We start from the raw sequence: 19,445 nt of genomic DNA, 5'->3' as shown, positions 1-19,445 counted from the left end.
CATAACTATGCGCCCCTACTGTGATACGATCGCATCTAAACGAAATTTAGCAATTTGAAAAATTTCTGCTAAAGCTTGGTTTCGTTCTGTTTCAATAGAATTTTGCAACCGTTGTTCAAAAGCTGCAAGAATGCTATCTTTTGTGTGATTTTTAACGGCAATAATAAACGGAAAATCAAACTTATTTTTATAGGCTTGGTTTAGAGATAAAAAGCGATCGTATGCTTCAGGTGTAAGACGGTCTAAACCTGCACCAGCTTGTTCTTGTACCGATGCCATTGCCATTTTGGCTTTACTACCTAAGTCAGGATGTGCCTGAATGAGTTCTATTTGTGCGTCTTGACTGGCAGTTCTGACAACATCTACCATTGTTTGATGTAATTGCGCTACGTTTTTAAACGGTCGCTCGTACCAAGCATGATAAGCGATCGCGGGCGTATCTTCAAACACTGCTCCCAAGGTTTTTACAAACTCATCTTGGCTCATTTGGTTCAGTTCTGTTAGAGAAATCATCATCAAGTTACCTAGAAAAGAATTGTCACGCAAAGACGCAAAGACGCAAAGAACACTTTTGCGCCTTCGCGTCTTTGCGCGATCCAAATTAAGCTTAACTACCGCGATAAGTACTATAAGACCAGGGAGAAACGAGTAAGGGAACGTGATAGTGAGAATTAGGATCGGCGATTCCGAATTGTAACGGTACGCGATCGAGAAAAGCTGGCTGAGGTAGGTTCTCCATATGTTTGGTAAAGTAATCGCCAACAGAAAAAACTAGTTCATAAATACCTGATTTGAGTTCTTCATCTACTAATAATGGTGAGTCCGTACGACCGTCATTATTAGTATGAATAGTTTTTAATAGCGTTTTTTCTCCATTTGAGCTAACCGACCACAATTCAATTGTCATTTGTCTAGCGGGACAACCTTGAGCTGTGTCTAAGACATGAGTAGTAAGTTTACCTGCCATATTTATCAATGCAAATATAATTTGCGATCGCGCTGATACATCGTTCGGATTTTAACAGGAATTCAGTGCAAAATCTGCGACAGAAACTTTTTAGTTCTCTCTTCTTTCGGGTTATTGAAAAATTCCGATGGTGTGGTATCTTCTATTAAATAACCATCAGCTAGAAAGATAACGCGATCGGCAACTTCGCGAGCAAAACCAACTTCATGAGTCACGCAAACCATCGTCATCCCAGAATTAGCCAGCGATCGCATTACCTGCAATACTTCTTGTACCATTTCTGGATCGAGAGCTGATGTTGGTTCGTCAAATAACATGACTTTTGGTTTCATTGCTAAAGCACGCGCGATCGCCACTCGTTGTTGTTGTCCGCCAGATAGTTGACCTGGATATTTATTTGCTTGATGGTCGATTCCGACTCTTTCTAATAGTTGCATCGCCATTTCTTCAGCCTTGCTTTTTGTCATTCCGCGCAAATGAATTGGAGCAAGAGTCACGTTTTTTAGTACAGTTAAATGAGGGAATAAATTAAATTGTTGAAACACCATTCCCACTTCTCGACGTACGATTTCGATATTTTTGAGATTATGAAAAATCTTCGTTCCATCAATTTCAATGCTACCTTTTTGATAAGGTTCTAAACCATTGAAAGTCCGAATAAAAGTTGATTTACCCGAACCAGATGGTCCCATTAAAACCACGACTTCACCTCGATTAACTGTTAGGCTAACGCCTTTAAGAACGTGGAAATTATTGCCATACCACTTTTCCACGTTTCTAGCAATAACAATTGGCTCTAAGTCATTACTAGCGATATTACTTGAACTTATTTCGGAGTGAGGGTATGCCATAAACTGATACTTTTCCCATTAACTATTTATATCTATTTGCATGGTGGACAATACCCACCATACATTTGACTTTTGACTTTTAACTTTTGACTTTTTATACGGTAGGCAATTCTGCCAGAGGTTCTCCCAACCATTTCTGAGAAAAACTATTCAATTTTCCCGAGGTTTTCAAATCTGTAATAATCGCATTAACTCTTTGTAAAAGATCGGTATCACCACGTCGTACGCCAATGTAACAAGGAGAATTCTTCAGCACAAGCTTGCGATCGATTTGTTTATCGGGGTTATCTCGTATTAATTTAGCCGCTACCACGTTGCCAGTTGCAATCAGTTCTACCTGTCCCGATACTAATGCTGATGCCGTTAAGCTGTTACTAGCAAAACGTTTCATTTTAACCGTTCCAGTAGGTAGTTTAGACAGTTCTAAATCTTCTAAAGAGCCTTGAGCAACACCTACGGTACGACCTTTCAAGTCTTCCATAGAAGCAACTTTAACATTTTGTCTGCCATAAATTCCTGAGAAAAAAGGAGCATATGGTATGGAAAAATCAATAATTTTGGCTCGTTCTTTGTTCTTACCCAAACTCGAAATTACCATATCTACCCGATTTGTTTGCAAAAACGGAATTCGGTAATTACCAACCACGGGGACTAATTCCAACTCGACCCCTAAACCTTTAGCTATCTCCCGTGCTACATCAATGTCATAGCCGCGCACTTGCATATCTGGTCCCACAGCACCAAACGGGGGAAAATCATCTGGAACAGCAACTCGTACCTTGCCAGTAGATTGAATTTGTTTTAGCGTTGTTCTAGAATTTACACCAGGTAGGCTAGTAGCTGACGCAGTACCAGATGTCACTGACATCGATTTGACATAAGATGATTCTGACGAGTTACAAGCAGCAATACTCGCCGTCATTAATAAACTTGCCAAAAACAGCGTGATGAATTGCAGCCACTTTTTAGGAATCGCGTTCATTTGAGGTAAATAGGAAATCGGGAGTCGGAACTAGCCGTTAGACTGATTTTTTCAAGCTTTGTATGTTAATTTTCGTTCTAAATTTTGACTTAAAATAGAAAGGGGATAACACAAGCAGAAATAAATCAAACCTGCAAGTGAGAATACTAATAGCGATCGCAGAGTCACATTATTAATTTGCGCCGCAGCGCGAGATAATTCAGTAAAGCCAATTACAGAAGCCAAAGAAGTTCCTTTGATCACTTGTACGGCAAATCCTACGGTTGGTGCGATCGATAATTTGAGTGCTTGTGGTAATACAATCAATCTAAGTTTTTTGAAATAGCCAAAACCTAATGCTGATGCTGCTTCCCACTGTCCTTGAGGAATAGCAGCTACAGAACCCCGCCAGATATCTGCTAAAAATGAACTAGTAAAAGCCGTTAAAGCTAGAGTTGCTGCTTGTAAAGGTGACAAATTAACTCCGAAAACCACAGAGAGTCCGAAAAAGGCAAGAAACAATTGTAATAATAGCGGCGTTCCTTCAAAAAACTCAATGTAAATCCAACTACTGCCTCGAATCCACTGGTTCGGAGAAATCCGCATCAACATCACGAGAAAACCAATAATTCCACCACTAATAAATGCGATCGCAGATAAAATCAACGTCCATTGGGTTGCAATTATGAGGTTTTTCAAAATGATTGGTATAGTAAATTCATCCATTTTTAGAAAGTCAAAAATTAAAAGTCAAAAGTGATGCATTTGTACGGGCAGGTTTTTATCGTAAATATTTGCCGTAGTCTTAAGTGTTTGATAAACCCGCCTGTACACTAGCCAAAACACGATAAATATGTCATGGATTAGCGTCTATATTTAGCAAATTCAAAAAACCGTTTTTCTATAGCGTAAGTTAATCCTTTAATTAACCAAACAATAGCTAGATAAATGAGAGAAATCGTGAAGTAAATCTCAAAACTGCGGAAAGTTCGGGAATTTAGATAGTCCCCAGCAAATGTCAAGTCTTCAGCTGCAATTTGAGAGACAACGCTAGTAAATAAAACCGCAAGAATAATTTGACCAACTAAAGCTGGATAAATGTTTGATAATGCCGGAGTTAAAACAATATAGCGAAACACCGATAAGGGTTTGAATCCTAGTGCCAAGCCTGCTTCAACTTGCCCTTTATGAATGCTTTCTACACCTGCTCTGACGATTTCTGTAGAATAAGCCCCAAAGTTGACAGCTAATGATAAAGTTGCTGCTTGTTCTGCTGTTAGCTTAATACCTAAATTCGGCAATCCGAAGAATATAAAGAAAAGTTGGATTAAAAATGGCGTATTTCTGATAGCCTCAACATAGGCGATCGCTAACCAATTCAAAAACCGATTTTCAGAGGTTCTAAATAACGCTCCTACGATGCCAAGAATCAATCCAAAGGCGATCGCAATTAACGATAACCTAATGGTGACAAATGCTCCCGCCGTAAACAAACCTATGTTATTCCAAATCACTGAAAAATCAAAGGTATAGTTCATAGTAGCAAGTCAAAAGTCAAAAGTTAGAAGTCAAAAGTTAGTGCGATCGCGCCAAATACTTGCAGTAGCTTAGCAATAGTAATGCTAACTTTTAAGTCAGTTACATAATTTTGAATACTGTATACAATTATCGTCTTTTGTTCTGTGTAGATCGATACAAGTCACTCTTGATAGCGGTTTTCAATTGGATGCAATACACGTCTGGTAGGGGCGCACAGCTGTGCGCCCCTACAAATGTCATCCACACAATCGAGAATTGCTATGAAAGCAGAAATCATGTAGAAGAATCTGAAGCTGCGAGGAGTAATTTCATGCTTGTTCGCTATTTTGTCAGAATTTCGTGACTATTAAACTGAGATTTCAACCGATTTTCAGAAAATTTAGTTACAATAAATACAGAAAATAAATCGTTCATCTCTCTTAAAAACACTCTTCACCGGATGCTGAGAGAGACGGAAGTAAGGAAATATCCAGAAGGAACGCACGCGAAATAATGACCTGATTCCTTCAGGAGGCGAGATCGTGATGAATTATCGACAAAACATTCAAAAACTAGAACAAATTTACAACTACAAACTAGAACCGCAACACAATCGACCAACTCGCAGATCGTGGTTGAAAAAGATGTGGCGATCGCTCGTTACCGCTTGGAGTCACAATGCAGAAATGCGAGTGTGGCAAACCGAAGATAAAATAGGTCGTTCGTTGTGGAAGCTTTACGACCCGATAACAGGCGAAACGTTTGATTTTAACTCAGAAAATGAAGTGAGAACTTGGATTGAGGAATCATACAATCGTCCGCTAAGAAGAGAAAGAAGCTTTCGACCCTTTTACAGCTAGTTAGACTTAATAGGAGCGTGCGGTGTGCGTTCCTACTACCTTAACTTGGTGAAGCGGCTGAAGTGCAAACAGATAATTGACTGGAACGCAGCAAACAATCTAACCCTTCAGATAAACTCGGTGGCGCATCGCGCAGCTGACGATGCATCCGTAATATGACCTCTTCAGGGACTTGGCGATCGCGCCGTCGATTTCGCGCTAGACATAACCATACAGGAGTATCGACCCAAAGTCCTACAATCTGCTTGAACCCCGCAGCACGAGCGTAAACGATGACTTCTCGCCGATGTCTGCGTTGGGCATTAGTTGCATCGTAAATTGCCGTACTGACTTCGCCGCGCGAAATTTGAATTGCAGCCCTTTGAAATTGCCGTTGCACCTCGCGCCAAACTAGCAACCATTCCCCCTGAATCACCTCATTCCCAAATAGGCGTTCTCGAATTTTGTCAGTTGATATGGGTTGTAGCTTTGAGTCTGCTGCTACCAGTTGTCCTACTAAAGTAGATTTTCCACTCCCTGGTAAACCAACGAGCAGAATTAGAGAGTAGGGAGTAAAGAGTAAACCCGTGTACGACTGATCTAATGCCCCCTTGTTAAGGGGATTGGGGGATCGCAAAACTACGCCACTCATGAAAAGATCCCCCCTAGCCCCCCTTTTTTAAGGGGGGAACAAAGAAGCTGCACATTATACGAGTAGAAAATTATTTTCAATTCTTCCACTCATCACTCACCACGCATCACTCACCACTAAATAACTGTCCCATCGGAAATCACGGCGTTTTTCAGCACGACAACGATGCCACTGCGGATATAGAAGCCTTCGCTTTCTCGATCTGCTTCTTCAACCCTATCTTTGTTGATGATGCGGACATCACAACCGATCCGGGCATTTTTGTCAATAATTGCTCGTCTGATAATGGTGTTAGCACCAATTCCCAGAGGAACGTTCTCGATTTCACCATCTGCACAAACTGTTTGTCTTTCCTCTATATGGGGATCGTAGAAATCTGCCCCCATGAGTAGCGCATCTTCTACAATCGAGCCTGCTTGGATAATCGATCGCACGCCTAAGACTGAATGATGTACGCGACAGTTTTTCAAAATACAACCGTCGCCAACGATTGATTCTGTTACCTGACAATCCATCATTTTAGTAGGAGGCAAGTAACGAGCGCGAGTGTAAATTGGTGCTTCTTCCTCGTAGAAGCTAAAAGCTGGATAGGGTTGCTTTGTCAACGATAAGTTAGCATCGTAGAACGCCTCAATCGTTCCGATGTCTTCCCAGTAATCGTTAAACAAGTAGGCTTGAATGTTGTACTCTTTCGCACAAGCTGGCAGAATTTCCTTCCCAAAATCAGTTTGTTCTGGCGCTTCTTTCAGCAACTTGATTAAGACATCGCGCTTGAAAACATAAATCCCCATCGAAGCGATGTATGGTTTTTGCTTCGCCTCTTCTGGATCTAGCCCCAATACTGTAGTATCAACTTGCATTTTCAGCAGTGCATCACCTTTGGGTTTTTCGCTAAAGTCGATCACCCGTCCCGCACTGTCAATTTTCATCAAGCCAAAATCAGAAGCGCGACGTTGTTCGATCGGGATCACTGAGAGAGTCACATCAGCACCAGTTTCGCGGTGACGCTCGACAAATTGGCGATAGTCCATGCGGTAGAGGTGATCTCCCGACAAGATTAAATATTCGTCCACGTTCCACTCTTCCATCAACCAAAGATACTGACGCACTGCATCTGCCGTACCCTGGAACCAGTTAGTGCTGTACTGCGTTTGTTGAGCTGCCAGGACTTCTACAAAGCCTTCAGTAAAACCAGAAAAGGTGTATGCACGGGCAATATGGCGATTGAGTGAAGCCGAGTTGAATTGTGTTAAAACGTATATTTTGTAAATCTCTGAGTTAATACAATTACTGACAGGAATATCGATTAAGCGGTACTTCCCTGCTAATGGTACAGCTGGCTTAGCTCGTAGCTTAGTCAGCGGATAAAGACGAGTTCCAGCACCGCCACCGAGAATAATTCCTAGTACTTTTTTCACAAATTCCTCCCGACTGCCTTTCGTTCCCAAAATTAGTGTAGAGGACTAGGTGTAAAAGTTGTTAAGAATCTAGAGGCAGAAATTTGTCAGCACTACACATGAAGAATTCCTGGGAGTCTGGGGCGATCGCGGTTAGCTCGGCTTTGGCAGGCATAGAGCAGTTGAGCAGCAGCGATCGCACTTCCCAAACTCCAAAATTATCGTAAAATTTGGTGTGGTGCTACCGCTAGTCGTAGTTTTCCCCATCTTTAAAACTAGGGAGTCGGGAGTCGAGAGTTGAGACAAGGGAGAAATTGCCAACTACCAATTACCAATTACCAATTACCCATACACTGATAACTGTCAAAAAGCGATCGCGACATTCACCCCCTGGTTAGAGCCACAGAATGGAGAGTATTTGTACCTTGTCAATGAAGGGCTAGAAAGTAACTATGGAGATTACCACCCCAGACTGGGTAAAACACGCTGTTTTCTATCAAATTTTTCCCGATCGCTTTGCTAAGAGTCAACAACCCCGCAAGCGGCTGTTAAAAAACGCTACTTGGGAAGAATGGGAAGAAATGCCCACTCTTCAAGGTTATAAGGGTGGCGATCTCTGGGGTGTGATGGAGCAATTAGATTATTTGCAAACGTTAGGCATTAACGCCATCTACTTCACCCCGATCTTTCAATCTGCTAGCAATCACCGCTATCACACCCACGACTACTATCGAGTCGATCCGATGTTAGGCGGAGATGAAGCTTTTCAGGAATTGCTAGAAGCTTGTCACAGCCGCGATATTAAGGTTGTTTTGGATGGAGTCTTCAATCATGCCAGTCGGGGCTTTTTCTTTTTTCACGACATTCTCGAAAATGGTCCCTACTCTCCTTGGGTAGATTGGTTCAAGATTGAAAAATGGCCCTTGTGTCCTTATGATGGCGATCGCCCTGCTAATTACGAAGGCTGGGCGGGAAATCGCGCTTTACCCGTGTTCAATCACGATAACCCAGAAGTGCGAGAATACATCATGGAGATTGCCGAATATTGGCTGAAATTCGGCATCGACGGCTGGCGGTTAGATGTGCCGTTTGAAATTAGAACTCCTGGTTTTTGGCAAGAGTTTCGCGATCGCGTCAAAGCCATCAACCCCGATGCTTATATTGTCGGCGAAGTGTGGGAAGATTCGCGAGAATGGCTGGACGGCACGCAATTTGACGGCGTGATGAATTACTTGTTTGCCGCACCGACAATCGCTTTTACGGCTGGCGATCGCGTGGATATGACACAAGTACAAGACCGTTCCTACTATCCCTATCCGCCCCTGTTTGCGGCTGAATATGCCACAAAAATGCAAGAATTGCTGCAATTGTATCCTTGGGAAATTCAGTTAACGCAGTTGAATTTACTCGCCAGCCACGACACGGCGAGACTAATTTCTATTGCTGGAGGCGATCGCCCTAGTGTTGAACTTGCTACCCTGCTGTTACTAACATTTCCCGGCGCTCCTAGCATCTACTATGGTGACGAAGTTGGTTTACCAGGCAAAATCGATCCAGACTCTCGGCGGGGTTTCCCTCTCGAAGCCACTTGGGATCGGGAAATTCTCGAATACCACCGTCAGTTGATTGCCTTACGCCATGCATATCCTGCCTTGCGTACAGGAGATTATCAAGTGTTACACGCACAGGGCTTAGTTTATGTTTTTGCTAGAACTTTAGGCTCAGAAGAAATTGTTGTAGCGGTCAATGCTGGTACTGACTCGGCACAAGTTAGCTTGGACACAAGTAAGTTGCGATCGCACCCCAGCAAGTTGTTATTTGGGAGTGCAGTAATTGAGTCTATTGCTGATGGATCGCAAATGAATTTGAATCTACCTCCAAGGGCAGGTTGTATTTTGGTATAAAAAATTTGACCTAAAAATGTAGAGACGTTACATGTAACGTCTCTACATTTTTCTATTGAAATAAACTCGGTAATAAACTAGAACCGCGCCAGAAGGCATAAATTAAAAAGGCAAACGCTAAAGTAATGAAAACAGTATATATATAGCTAACACACATCAATAATCCATCATCTTCTAGCGTTGCTACTGCCAATACTAAAATGCCAATGGTCGGAAAAGAGTTTGTCAGTGGAATTGGTAACATTAATAAAATAGCTAACCAAGCAATACAAAACCCGTTAAATTGCCAAATATAAGGATTTCCCGCTATTTTCAACATGCGAGGACGAACGATTCTTTCTAGCAATCTGGTACACCTTTTCAGATTTTGTAACAATTGCTGAGCAAACCAGCGAGGAAATTTGAATTGAGCAACTTTTTTCGGCAACCAAGGCGATCGCCTCCCCAATGCCATTTGTAGGGATAAAATTAAGCAAGCTATTCCTGGTATGCCAGTGAAACCAGGCGGATGAGGGAATAAAAATGGTAATACAAGTAAGGCAATAACAAGACTAAAACCTCGTTCTGAAGTTCCTGCCAAAATATCGCTTAAAGTTAAAGGTTGGTGAGATAGTTTTTCTAGTAAAGATTTAATATCGTGTGAAAATTTTAAATGCATGTTAGCTAAATCGTAAGTCGTAAGTCGTAAGTCGTAAATTAGAAATAAAAACACTCAATACTTGTGCCATTGTTCGCTGCTCTTTGCTGTCTTAATTTTCCTTACTCGATCGCTCTAGTACTAATCTGGTACTAAAACTGCTACCGCTTGGGGAATGACGCGAAATTCTGCGGGAGTGTAAGCGGTGATTTCTCCATCGGTATTAATGGGACGGGGTTTTCTAGTCGCAACACGGATTTTTTGACCGTGCAAGGTACGGACTCCAGGTAAGGCTGTATGCCTACCTTGACGCATTGCGGGTAATAAAGGGATCATCTGCCACCAGTGACGCAATTCCAGACTGTATAAGTCTAGCCTGCGATCGTCGATCGCCGCATCATGAGTGATTGCCATGCCACCACCGTAGTAGCGTCCGTTTCCTACAGCAATTTGTACGGTTTTGACTCGAATCGCATCTTGATTATTAATCCGAATTTCGGCTCTGAAGGGTCGAGATTGCCAGAGAACCTGAATTGCTGCCATTGCATAGGCTAAAACTCCCCATCGACGTTTAGACTCTTTCGTCAGTTTCTTAGCGATTTGGACGCTCAAACCGAGGCTAGCAACGTTAAAAAAATGCTTGCCATTCACCCAACCTAAGTCAATCCAACGGACTTTTTGACTCGCAATAATCTCACACGCTTCAGGTAGAGAATTGGGAATTTCTAAAGTTCGAGCTAGATCGTTAGCAGTCCCTAGAGGTAATATTCCTAAAGGTAATCTAGTCTCGACTAATGCATCTACTGCCGCGTTGAGCGTCCCATCTCCACCACCAATAATTACTAAGTCTACTTGATGGCGATAGTAGCGGATCAGTTCGGCTAACTGCCGAGGATGTTCTATTGGCTTTTCTAATAAATCTAAATCTAACTGCTGTAACTGTTCTATGGCAGCAGCGATCCGCTGCTGTCCGTGACGGGCATGACGATTGACTAGCAGTAAGGCTCGCTGTTTCACGATCGATTACAGGTGAGGGTTGCTGCCATGCCCTTGAACGCGCATTTAGAGGCGATCGCGGGTAAGGCTTAATACTAATTTTATCTAAATTAAATCTTTTGATAAATTTATTTTGCTCTCTGACAAGTTAAAAGCAATTTAATTCACAATCTTTCACGCAAATAAAGAGTAGGGCGGGCATTGCTTACCCTATCATAATTCTGACTTTTTATAGATATATAAACATTTGAAAGTTTTAGATGAAACTACGTCCATTCTAATTTTCGAGAGTCATGCCATTGTCTGCTTGAGATAAATTGGCAAAGTCTCTTGACTAACAAGATAAATCGAGAGATCGATCTAAGTTTGTAGAGAATTAGATATGAGCGTAGCTGTTGGTATAGACAAGGCATTAGTTGGTACAGATAAAAATGATGTCATATTCGGTACAACGGATAGCGATACTATATTCGGTGGAGCAGGACATGATGCCATTTTTGGACAAGCAGGTAACGATATATTGAACGGTGACGATGGTAATGACCTGTTACAAGGTGGAGACGGTAACGACAAGATCGACGGTGGTAATGGTAGCAATGTCATATTTGGTGGTAATGGTCATGACATTTTAGTTGCCCGGAATGACGTTGACAGCGGCACTAATTTTATATTTGGCGGTAGTGGAAATGACTATATCAATGGTAGTTCTAATGATGACTATTTATATGGCGAAAATGGGAACGATGAATTGTTCGGCTGGTTTGGGAACGATACTATAAATGGGGGTGCTGGCAATGACAGAATTCAAGGCGCTTTTCACCATAGCAGAACAGACGAAATCGATGTCATGACTGGATGTAGAGGGGCAGATACTTTTGTCTTGGGTGGAAGGTCTTATGGCGAAATGCAACCGCTCTATCGAGGTGACAACCGTAATTACGGTCTAATTACAGACTTTAATAAAAATGAAGACGCGATCGAACTCAACAAATGGGAGGGCGATCTAAGGCACGATCGCGCTATAGAAGTTCGATATAGTCTGGGTGCTGCACCAGTAGGATTACCTCAAGGAACGGGTATATATGTAAATAGCCCAGGACAATCACCAGATCTGATTGCTATTCTTCAAGGTGTCGATCCAAATTCTCTGAATCTGAAGGCAAGCTATTTCAAAATTGTAGATTGAATTAGATCGAGTAGGGTGCGTTAATAACGCACCCTACTCGCCATTTACAACAGTCCGCGATAACGAATAAAAACTAATATAACTGCCCAAGAACCCAAGGCGACTTTGACGGCTACCAGGATATTAAGTAGCGGAATTACTCCGCCGCTGACAAGTGCGCCCAACTCTCCGTGCGGTAGTTCAAATCCAGACAGAGTTATTGCCGCTAAGAGGACGAAAATCAGCACCGAAACTTTCTCCCATGTAGCAGCGTGCCAGCGCTTGTAGATACTTTGCATCTTCTCTGGTGATGAAGTAATTGCCACCAGACCGATCGCCGTTCCTCCCGCTACCCCAGCCGCAAAACCGCCGCCTGGACTTAAATGCCCCCGAATCGCCAGTTCAATCCCCACTAAAGCTGCAATTGTCGCCCCTAATCGTGCCAGCACAATTGATGGCTGATCTGTGAAACGATAGACTTTGGTGGATGGCTTTTCGTTCGCTAGCAAAAAATGAGCGCCCATAATGGCGATCGTAAATACGACCACCTCAAAGATGGTGTCGTACAGCCGATTTCTAAAAATAATCCCAGAAACCGCATTGGGTACTCCACTATCTCGTACGACCGATTCGACAATTGACAGCGAGAAATCCGGTGCGGGATTGGACATGACGAGGATTTTGACAAACAAAGCTATTCCTGCGGCAATGTAGACCCATTTCATGAATGTTTCTCCTCTGGAATGCTGACATAGGTAAGGCTGGTTGCAGGTGATGAAAGTTCGGCTTGTATGATGTCATAGATCCGCTGCACTCTGGTGACGGTATGGTAGGGTTGTTTTTCCGCATCAGGCGTTGTGAAATCTATGTCTTCGGGTCGCGTACAAGTTGCGTGTACTTCTTTCTCCATCAGCGCTTGGTGCAAATCCTGTTGGTCTTTGTAGGTCACTAACTCAAGTCGCATGTGACGTTTGCCCAAAATTGCCCGTAAGTCATCTAGCAGTTGCCCAAAATGGCGATCGCCTTCGCTATCTGTCGCGATCGCTCCTTCTGCAAGTACGCCTAGACGCATCACCATTGACGATCGCACCGCCACGGCATAGAGAGTAATCGCTAGCATTGTACCGACTAATGCTTCGGTCAAAGACACATCCGCCGCCCCCAAAACTGCATAGACCATTGCTGCCACGGCTCCCAAAATGCCGCGAATCACCAAGGCATGATATGGATTGACCTGAAAGACGACCATCGCAGCGGACAGCGGCAACAGAGCCACTAAGACATAGATATAGCTATCCATCATTGCTACCCCTGCTACTGGAACAGTATGCCAACACGTACCCCAGCACTGTATTCCAAATCGCCAAGGAAATAATGGCGAGGATCAGTAACGGCGATTCTCTGGGTCTTTTTAGCAGTAGCCCGATGATGATACTCATCGATCCGAGTGTATCTGCAACTGAAAGACCGTGCAGTTTAAATAATAGCGATCGCTTACCTAGCAGAGGGAAGGTTCCCCAAAACCAGAAAAATACTCCTATACCCATGCAGGTATAACTCAACACGTCGATTGCCATATTACTCATTTAATAAATCGCTCATTCGTTTAATCACTTGTGCCAGCAGCATCAGTGAAGCATTCCCCACGCTGAGAATAATGACTCCTACCACACCAATCGACCAGTCATCGCGCAAGACGGATACGACTAAGATCGTGACTGATGTTTTTGTCGCAATACTGGCAAATGCCAACATAGTTTGCCAAATGTTGCCATCCTTACATGCGACGTAAATCGGGATCAGCAGAGCCAGAATCATTGCAATCAATACCAGATTCATGTTTTCCTCCGTCGCACTCGATGGACTTCGTACCAGCCGTCTTCGCGGTATTTCAAGACAATGGTTTTTGGCGTAAAGGTAATCAGGAAAATATCTAGAAATATCAGACCTGGTGTCCGTCGCGGTGGCACTCGTTCTAAGGTGACTTCTTCTTGAGTATGGGGACGGAAAATGATTTCAAATGCCTCAACATATGCCTGTGGAATTGCTATGAGGATCTTACCCAGCGCCCGCAGCCAGTCTTTTAAAGCTGCTCGCGATTTGGGGCTTCCTGGCAATAAAAAGGCAACAGCAACGCCGATGATGATATTTGCCACACTAAAATTAGCAGTGAGCAAAAACCAGATAGCCAGTCGTAGTATGAGATTCAGATATCCAATCATGCCCACGCCATCCAGAAAAGTAGGATTAACATCAAACTCATCACGCCAATTAGATGCTCGAATTGTTCGAGCATACGCGGTAACCTGAGTACTGTCCGTCGAAAGATCGTCAAATATGCCAACCAGCCAACGCCAACGATCGCGATTGCTTTGACAATATTCGCCACGGTATACGCTTCGTAATACAGCACGTTTGTCACAACCAATGCACCGATTAACAGCGTTACCGCTACCCAGAAACCATAATTAACTTCCTGTTGTCTCTCTTGTCGCTGATGGGGTAGAAAGATAAATCTGGCATATGCTGTTGCCGTTCCTACAGCCGCAACATTCATGGCGATTGTTTGCCAGGGCAACACGTTGTTCAGGGTTGACATTTTCGCCCCAAAGCCAACCAATAGGGGAAAGCCGGAAATTGAGAGGCTACCTACGACCAAGACAATCCAGATTGCAGTACCGATTGGCTGGTGTTGCAGTTCCTTGATGTTTCGGCTCGGTAAAGTACCCACGCTCAGAAATAGCGCCGATTTAACCAGCCCGTGCGCCAGTGCATAAAAGCCGCCTACTTCAGGTGCAGCAAGAATCCAGCCTAGCTGCGATATCGTACTCAATGCCAACGTGCGCTTGTTGTCTTGTTCCCAGATTGCACAGAATGCTCCTAGCAGCGCTGCTCCAACTCCAAAAATGCGGACGATCGCATCCACCTCGTCAAACATCAGGGCGCACCGCACTATCGGAAAAATGCCAGCTTTTACCACAATTCCCGACAGCATTGCTGATACTGGCGTTGCCGATTCGGAGTGGGTTAACGGCAACCACAAGCCCGACACGAAGACTCCTCCTTTTGTCAAGAGTCCCAAGAAGATGAGGGCAAGTGCTTCGATTGGTGCGCCACGCAAACCGGCAAAAGCAAATGAATGATGCACCTGATAGACCAGTACTGCGCCAACTAGATAGAACAGCATTGCCGTGTTGCTGACAAACAGATAGCGCAAGCCAACCCAAATCGAGCGATCGCTTCGAGGATAAGCAATTAAGAGAAATGCCGCAATACCGATTACCTCTAGCGCCACGTATAGACTAATAAAATCCGCACAGACAAACGCAGCATTGAGGCTGCCATGTAGGATGATAATCTGTGCGTAAAAAAAAGCTGTCTTACCACTGCGCCAGCAGTAAAGAATCACTGCTGCCGTTACCAAGGCATTAGTCAATATAAAGTAGCCGCTCAATCGGTCTACTAATAATGTGACACCGAAACTATCTAGTAACTGTAGTGATAGTGGAGATGTAACAAATAGCAGCAACGCATATGTCCCTGAAACCAGTGCCACGCATAATGCGAGATACCGATCGAGTTTGGGGAACAGATAAGCGACAAATCCGACAAAAAACGGTAGTGCAATCCAGGCGATCGTAGTGGTACTCATGGCGTATTATTTTTCTCGATCTCGTTGCTTTCTAATGTCGGATTATCTCTTGCCAATTTCATCACACCGACTAGCATTAAAGCCTGAATTGAAAATCCAATCACGATCGCTGTCAATATGACTGCCTGGGGAACCGGATCGGAGTAAGCGATATTTTGGACATCTGAAACAATCGGTGCGAACAAACCATCTCGCGATGCAATCAGTACGTAATAGGCAATTACCCCCGTACTCATAACATCCATAGAGACGATTTTCATCACAAGATTCTTTTTGAAGATGATACCGAAAAATCCGCACAATATTGTTGCTAATACGCACGCTTCTAACACGAGGATTGCCTGTTAAGTAAGTTTCGGTCGTAGATTTTTATTGCAATACAGATTTCAGCAAAATGTTGTCATTTGTCATTCGTCATTTGTCAAAGTGCAGTGAGCGCGGCACGATCCGATAAATGACATTTTCCCAACTAACATTAGAACTGTCATAGCACTAGATTTTTGACTTTTAACTTTTGACTTTTGACTTTCAACAACTAATTGCTGCTACTACAGCGATTTGGATTCAGCAAAGCTATCCCGCAGGGAATCGTCATAACACACTTCACACTTCATGGCGCAAGAATTTACGAGCGATGATAATCGTTTGCCAGTTCTTCTGGTAAGGTGGGCATTGCCCACCCTACTGCTTGACTAGCACAAAATCTATCTGCGCGATTCAAGTAACACAATATAATAGATTGTACAGTCACGAAACTCATTCGCTCAACTTTAAAACAAGTTTTTAATTCTTGCTATAATTAAATATTAATATTAACTCAAGCCTTTTGTAAATTATTTAAGTTGGGGCGATCGCGCTCAAATTCAATCAGCGCTAAGTCGAGCAAGACTTATACTTATTTTCTATATATTACCTGCGATCTTCTCTATGCTTTCTGTTCATTTGACGAATGAGCCAATAACTAATTGAGAGGGCAAAACTAGCCGTTGCTAGACCGATTAAATCTATACCTGTAGCTTTACTAAAATCAAAAATAATCAGCTTGCGGGCTACAGCAATCAAGGCAGTTACAATTACTAGTTCGACTTGAACGACGTGTTTTCTGAGGTAAGCAGTAATATTTTCTAATAATTCTAGAGCAATGAGAATATTCAGGAACATCCCGAAAATTTCGATGAGAGTCTTATTGAAAAAACCAATCGGCTCCCTAAATAAATCTTGATACAAAAAAATGATTAAGTCAACTAAAGAAACTAATATAACACCCACTAGAGCGAGTGACAAAATTTTTGAAACTAGGTTCTCAACTAGGTGAATGCTTTTGAGGAAACCTTCATCTGCCAATAACTCTTTAGTTGAAATCGCTAGTTTTTTCCAAGGACTTATCATGCTCTTAAACTCGCATTGCTGTCTACCGATACTAACTAATATCTCACTGTTATGGTGCATCAGTATAGCGATCGCCTGAGAAAAGGTAAAAGGCAAGACGTAAGAGGCAACTTAATTCAAACTTACGACTTACGACTTACGACTTACGAATTACCACTTATTGTTGCAGTGCTGGATCGGTGAAATCGCTCAAACCTTGGCTCGAAGCACTTCCAACATCGGCAGTAACCCTATCATTACTATTTACCAATGCAACTGCTTGTCGCAATGCAGCCAGCCGATCTGTCATTAAATTTTGTGGGGGTAAAAGATCGAAGATGCCTAACTTTTCTAACCGCCGCTGCACGGAACCAGTGGCACCAACGATAAAAACGTGACGACCCTGTTCGACTGCATCTTTTATTGCATTTTCAATTGCTAAAGAAGCAGTCACACCTAGCATCGGTACATCGCTCAAATCTAGAACCAAAACATCGTGGTCTGCCATTGCTGTATGTTCGCGGGCGATCGCTTTGGATACGCCGAAAATCATCGGTCCGCTGAGGTAGAATAACAGCACGCGATTGTTAGCGCGATCGAGTAACTGTTTTTCTTCCTGATTTAATACGATCTCATCATCGGCATCGCTAATGGTTTTGACATCTTGCGCTTGCAGATTAGATAAACGCTCGATGGTCAAGATGTTAGCAATAAACACTCCCACTCCAACCGCCACAATCAGATCGACAAATACCGTCAGTAACAGCACCCCATACATAATTAGCGTTCCCTTCAGGGAAACCTTGTGGGCGCGTTTTAAGAAACTCCAATCTAAAATGTCAATCCCAACTTTCAGGGCAATTCCAGCTAATACAGCCATTGGAATCACCTGAGTCAAACTTGCAGCCCCTAAAACGACGACTAATAGAATTAAAGCGCGAGTTATTCCAGATATAGCTGTGGTTGCACCCGTTTGAATGTTCACCACCGTACCCATTGTCGCACCTGCGCCAGGTAAGCCGCCAAACAGTCCAGAAACTAAGTTACCAATCCCTTGACCGATTAATTCTTTATCAGAATTGTGTTGAGTACGTGTAATACTGTCGGCAATTACGGCAGTCAGCAAAGTATCAATACAGCCCAACATCCCTAGAACAACACCATCGAGAAACATGGTTGTGATTTGACCAGGAGTAAAGATGGGCATCTGTAACTGTGGCAATCCCATCGGAATCTCGCCAATCCGCCGAATATCTGCGCCTGGAAAGAGAACTAGAGAAACTACTGTGCCAACTACCAGTGCTACAAGTTGAGGCGGGACGAAACGCTTGAATTTAGATGGCATTAAGAAAATAATTGCCAGTGTTAGCGCCCCTAACCCAGCTTCGATTGGATCGGTGTTTGCTAGCAGTTGAGGTATGCTCTGCACCGTACCCAAAACCCCACCTTTGGGTGCTGCTTGCCCGACAAACGGCGCAATTTGCAAAATAATCAGTATGACTCCAATCCCAGACATGAAGCCAGAGATCACGCTGTAGGGCATCAGCGTCACGTATTTTCCCAGCTTGAATGCCCCAAAAATAATTTGAAAAATCCCCGCCAGCATCACGACGGTAAACGCCATTGCCAAGCCATTCTCAGGGTTGCTTGCCGTTAAACCAGCAACGATCGCCGTCATTACCACGGTCATCGGTCCGGTTGGCTCGGAAATTAGAGTTGGCGTGCCACCAAACAACGCCGCAAAAAAACCAACGCAGACTGCACCGTAAAGCCCAGCCACGGCTCCAGCACCAGAGGCAACACCGAATGCCAATGCTAGGGGCAAGGAAACGATCGCGGTGGTTAAACCACCAAATAAATCGCCTCGTAAATTTCTGAAGTGAATTTTGTTTGTTATTTGCATGAGAAAGAGACGAAAGACAACAGCAAACTAAGCAACCTTGCTACATAGAGCCAAAACTATTTATGACTACGAAAAAATTTGATGCTTGATAGATTTTCCGATCGCAACATGTCGAGTTAGAATACATCTAAGGTTAGATGTCGGATTACGAAATTCAATATCTTAAAGTGGCATTTTTTGAAAAATCTCGATAAGGAATTGGCTGGTAATAAGTTGCTACTTTGCAACCAACCAACAAAGCAAAATAAAGGTTTCTCAACCACATGGCGATTGTCGCCGTATCTTGTTTTGAGAGGTTAAAGTAGTTGCAAGTAACTTGAATCTGAATCGGCTAAGATCGAACCTAAATGCAATTCCAGGCATAAGCAACAATTAACAACAAGTTAATTGCAAGATATTTATCCCGGTTTCAGGCAGTCATCGACTTCAAAAACTATGTGCTTTGAAGCTTTTGGATCTGCTTGAAAAGTTACATTAAAAATAGATTACAACTTTTAGAGCGAGTTTAGTTAATTTAATGAAATAAATATTGAATAAATCTTATATGGTTTCGATAGATAAGATCCTATACGCAAGCGGCTCTACTAGCTTCTATGGAGGGAATTTACCCATATAATTAGAAGCTATTATTACAT

General features: G+C 43.1%; 22 protein-coding genes and 1 riboswitch. Of the genes, 3 read left to right on the top strand and 19 right to left on the bottom strand.

Going from position 1 to position 19,445, the window contains the following annotated elements; all coding sequences use genetic code 11:
- Window positions 1–15: 15 nt before the first annotated feature.
- The 6 genes from uraD to C7Y66_RS07300 form a co-directional block, all read right to left on the bottom strand.
- Entirely contained in the window at window positions 16–516 is a 501-nt protein-coding gene (uraD, locus tag C7Y66_RS07325) for a 2-oxo-4-hydroxy-4-carboxy-5-ureidoimidazoline decarboxylase (protein ID WP_106545054.1), read from the bottom strand.
- A 91-nt stretch (window positions 517–607) separates the two neighbouring features.
- Complete coding sequence (gene uraH, locus C7Y66_RS07320) at window positions 608–967, bottom strand: hydroxyisourate hydrolase (protein WP_106545053.1); 360 nt, start codon at window positions 965–967, stop codon at window positions 608–610.
- A gap of 62 nt (window positions 968–1,029) precedes the next feature.
- The gene (locus tag C7Y66_RS07315; RefSeq protein WP_106545052.1) at window positions 1,030–1,818 is read right to left on the bottom strand and encodes an amino acid ABC transporter ATP-binding protein; all 789 of its coding nucleotides are present in this window, start codon (window positions 1,816–1,818) and stop codon (window positions 1,030–1,032) included.
- A 94-nt stretch (window positions 1,819–1,912) separates the two neighbouring features.
- Window positions 1,913–2,800: a transporter substrate-binding domain-containing protein gene (locus C7Y66_RS07310; protein WP_106545051.1), complete on the bottom strand. Its 888-nt coding sequence runs from the start codon at window positions 2,798–2,800 to the stop codon at window positions 1,913–1,915.
- Window positions 2,801–2,851: 51 nt separating this feature from the next.
- Window positions 2,852–3,505 carry an amino acid ABC transporter permease gene (locus C7Y66_RS07305; RefSeq protein ID WP_106545050.1) on the bottom strand — a complete coding sequence of 218 codons (654 nt, stop codon included), beginning with the start codon at window positions 3,503–3,505 and terminating at the stop codon, window positions 2,852–2,854.
- A gap of 137 nt (window positions 3,506–3,642) precedes the next feature.
- A complete protein-coding gene (locus C7Y66_RS07300; RefSeq protein WP_106545049.1) occupies window positions 3,643–4,317 on the bottom strand; it encodes an amino acid ABC transporter permease in 675 nt (224 codons plus the stop codon).
- Between the two features lie 406 nt (window positions 4,318–4,723).
- Window positions 4,724–4,803: riboswitch (Glutamine riboswitch) on the top strand.
- Between the two features lie 39 nt (window positions 4,804–4,842).
- Between C7Y66_RS07300 and C7Y66_RS07295 the strand changes: the two genes are divergently transcribed.
- Window positions 4,843–5,157 carry a hypothetical protein gene (locus tag C7Y66_RS07295; protein ID WP_106545048.1) on the top strand — a complete coding sequence of 105 codons (315 nt, stop codon included), beginning with the start codon at window positions 4,843–4,845 and terminating at the stop codon, window positions 5,155–5,157.
- A 40-nt stretch (window positions 5,158–5,197) separates the two neighbouring features.
- On the opposite strand, the gene C7Y66_RS07290 is transcribed toward C7Y66_RS07295, so the two are convergent.
- Window positions 5,198–5,788, bottom strand: a complete 591-nt coding sequence (locus C7Y66_RS07290) for an AAA family ATPase (RefSeq protein WP_106545047.1) — start codon at window positions 5,786–5,788, stop codon at window positions 5,198–5,200.
- Between the two features lie 116 nt (window positions 5,789–5,904).
- Window positions 5,905–7,206, bottom strand: coding sequence for a glucose-1-phosphate adenylyltransferase (locus C7Y66_RS07285; protein WP_106545084.1), 1,302 nt, complete (start codon window positions 7,204–7,206; stop codon window positions 5,905–5,907).
- A 431-nt stretch (window positions 7,207–7,637) separates the two neighbouring features.
- Here C7Y66_RS07285 and C7Y66_RS07280 point away from each other — a divergent pair, with 431 nt between their 5' ends.
- A complete protein-coding gene (locus C7Y66_RS07280) occupies window positions 7,638–9,089 on the top strand; it encodes a glycoside hydrolase family 13 protein (RefSeq protein WP_106545046.1) in 1,452 nt (483 codons plus the stop codon).
- 52 nt (window positions 9,090–9,141) lie between these two features.
- On the opposite strand, the gene C7Y66_RS07275 is transcribed toward C7Y66_RS07280, so the two are convergent.
- Together C7Y66_RS07275 and C7Y66_RS07270 are read right to left on the bottom strand one after the other, a co-directional pair.
- A complete protein-coding gene (locus C7Y66_RS07275) occupies window positions 9,142–9,747 on the bottom strand; it encodes an exopolysaccharide biosynthesis protein (protein ID WP_106545083.1) in 606 nt (201 codons plus the stop codon).
- Between the two features lie 120 nt (window positions 9,748–9,867).
- Window positions 9,868–10,743: a lipid kinase gene (locus C7Y66_RS07270; RefSeq protein ID WP_015153004.1), complete on the bottom strand. Its 876-nt coding sequence runs from the start codon at window positions 10,741–10,743 to the stop codon at window positions 9,868–9,870.
- Between the two features lie 361 nt (window positions 10,744–11,104).
- Here C7Y66_RS07270 and C7Y66_RS07265 point away from each other — a divergent pair, with 361 nt between their 5' ends.
- Window positions 11,105–11,908, top strand: coding sequence for a calcium-binding protein (locus C7Y66_RS07265; protein ID WP_015153003.1), 804 nt, complete (start codon window positions 11,105–11,107; stop codon window positions 11,906–11,908).
- A gap of 44 nt (window positions 11,909–11,952) precedes the next feature.
- On the opposite strand, the gene C7Y66_RS07260 is transcribed toward C7Y66_RS07265, so the two are convergent.
- The 9 genes from C7Y66_RS07260 to C7Y66_RS07220 form a co-directional block, all read right to left on the bottom strand.
- Window positions 11,953–12,612, bottom strand: a complete 660-nt coding sequence (locus tag C7Y66_RS07260) for a Na(+)/H(+) antiporter subunit B (RefSeq protein ID WP_106545045.1) — start codon at window positions 12,610–12,612, stop codon at window positions 11,953–11,955.
- Entirely contained in the window at window positions 12,609–13,190 is a 582-nt protein-coding gene (locus C7Y66_RS07255) for a DUF4040 domain-containing protein (RefSeq protein WP_106545044.1), read from the bottom strand. Before C7Y66_RS07255 ends, C7Y66_RS07260 begins: the two co-directional genes overlap by 4 nt.
- Window positions 13,180–13,464: a monovalent cation/H(+) antiporter subunit G gene (locus C7Y66_RS07250; RefSeq protein ID WP_015153000.1), complete on the bottom strand. Its 285-nt coding sequence runs from the start codon at window positions 13,462–13,464 to the stop codon at window positions 13,180–13,182. Before C7Y66_RS07250 ends, C7Y66_RS07255 begins: the two co-directional genes overlap by 11 nt.
- A 1-nt stretch (window position 13,465) precedes the next feature.
- Window positions 13,466–13,726, bottom strand: coding sequence for a hypothetical protein (locus C7Y66_RS07245; RefSeq protein ID WP_015152999.1), 261 nt, complete (start codon window positions 13,724–13,726; stop codon window positions 13,466–13,468).
- Window positions 13,723–14,109 (bottom strand): Na+/H+ antiporter subunit E, encoded by a 387-nt coding sequence (locus C7Y66_RS07240; protein WP_015152998.1) that lies wholly within the window; start codon window positions 14,107–14,109, stop codon window positions 13,723–13,725. Before C7Y66_RS07240 ends, C7Y66_RS07245 begins: the two co-directional genes overlap by 4 nt.
- A complete protein-coding gene (locus C7Y66_RS07235) occupies window positions 14,106–15,539 on the bottom strand; it encodes a cation:proton antiporter (RefSeq protein ID WP_106545043.1) in 1,434 nt (477 codons plus the stop codon). The genes C7Y66_RS07240 and C7Y66_RS07235 overlap by 4 nt, the downstream gene beginning before the upstream one ends.
- A complete protein-coding gene (locus C7Y66_RS07230) occupies window positions 15,536–15,871 on the bottom strand; it encodes a cation:proton antiporter subunit C (protein ID WP_015152996.1) in 336 nt (111 codons plus the stop codon). Before C7Y66_RS07230 ends, C7Y66_RS07235 begins: the two co-directional genes overlap by 4 nt.
- 577 nt (window positions 15,872–16,448) lie before the next feature.
- The gene (locus C7Y66_RS07225) at window positions 16,449–16,928 is read right to left on the bottom strand and encodes a phosphate-starvation-inducible PsiE family protein (protein WP_015152995.1); all 480 of its coding nucleotides are present in this window, start codon (window positions 16,926–16,928) and stop codon (window positions 16,449–16,451) included.
- 157 nt (window positions 16,929–17,085) lie between these two features.
- A complete protein-coding gene (locus C7Y66_RS07220; protein WP_015152993.1) occupies window positions 17,086–18,810 on the bottom strand; it encodes a SulP family inorganic anion transporter in 1,725 nt (574 codons plus the stop codon).
- Between the last annotated feature and the right edge of the window lie 635 nt (window positions 18,811–19,445).

It is taken from the genome of Chroococcidiopsis sp. CCALA 051, from assembly GCF_003015105.1.
Taxonomy (GTDB): Bacteria; Cyanobacteriota; Cyanobacteriia; order Cyanobacteriales; family Chroococcidiopsidaceae; genus Chroococcidiopsis; species Chroococcidiopsis thermalis.
Note: the sequence above shows the minus strand (reverse complement) of the source record. Positions and strands in the feature narration are given on the sequence as shown.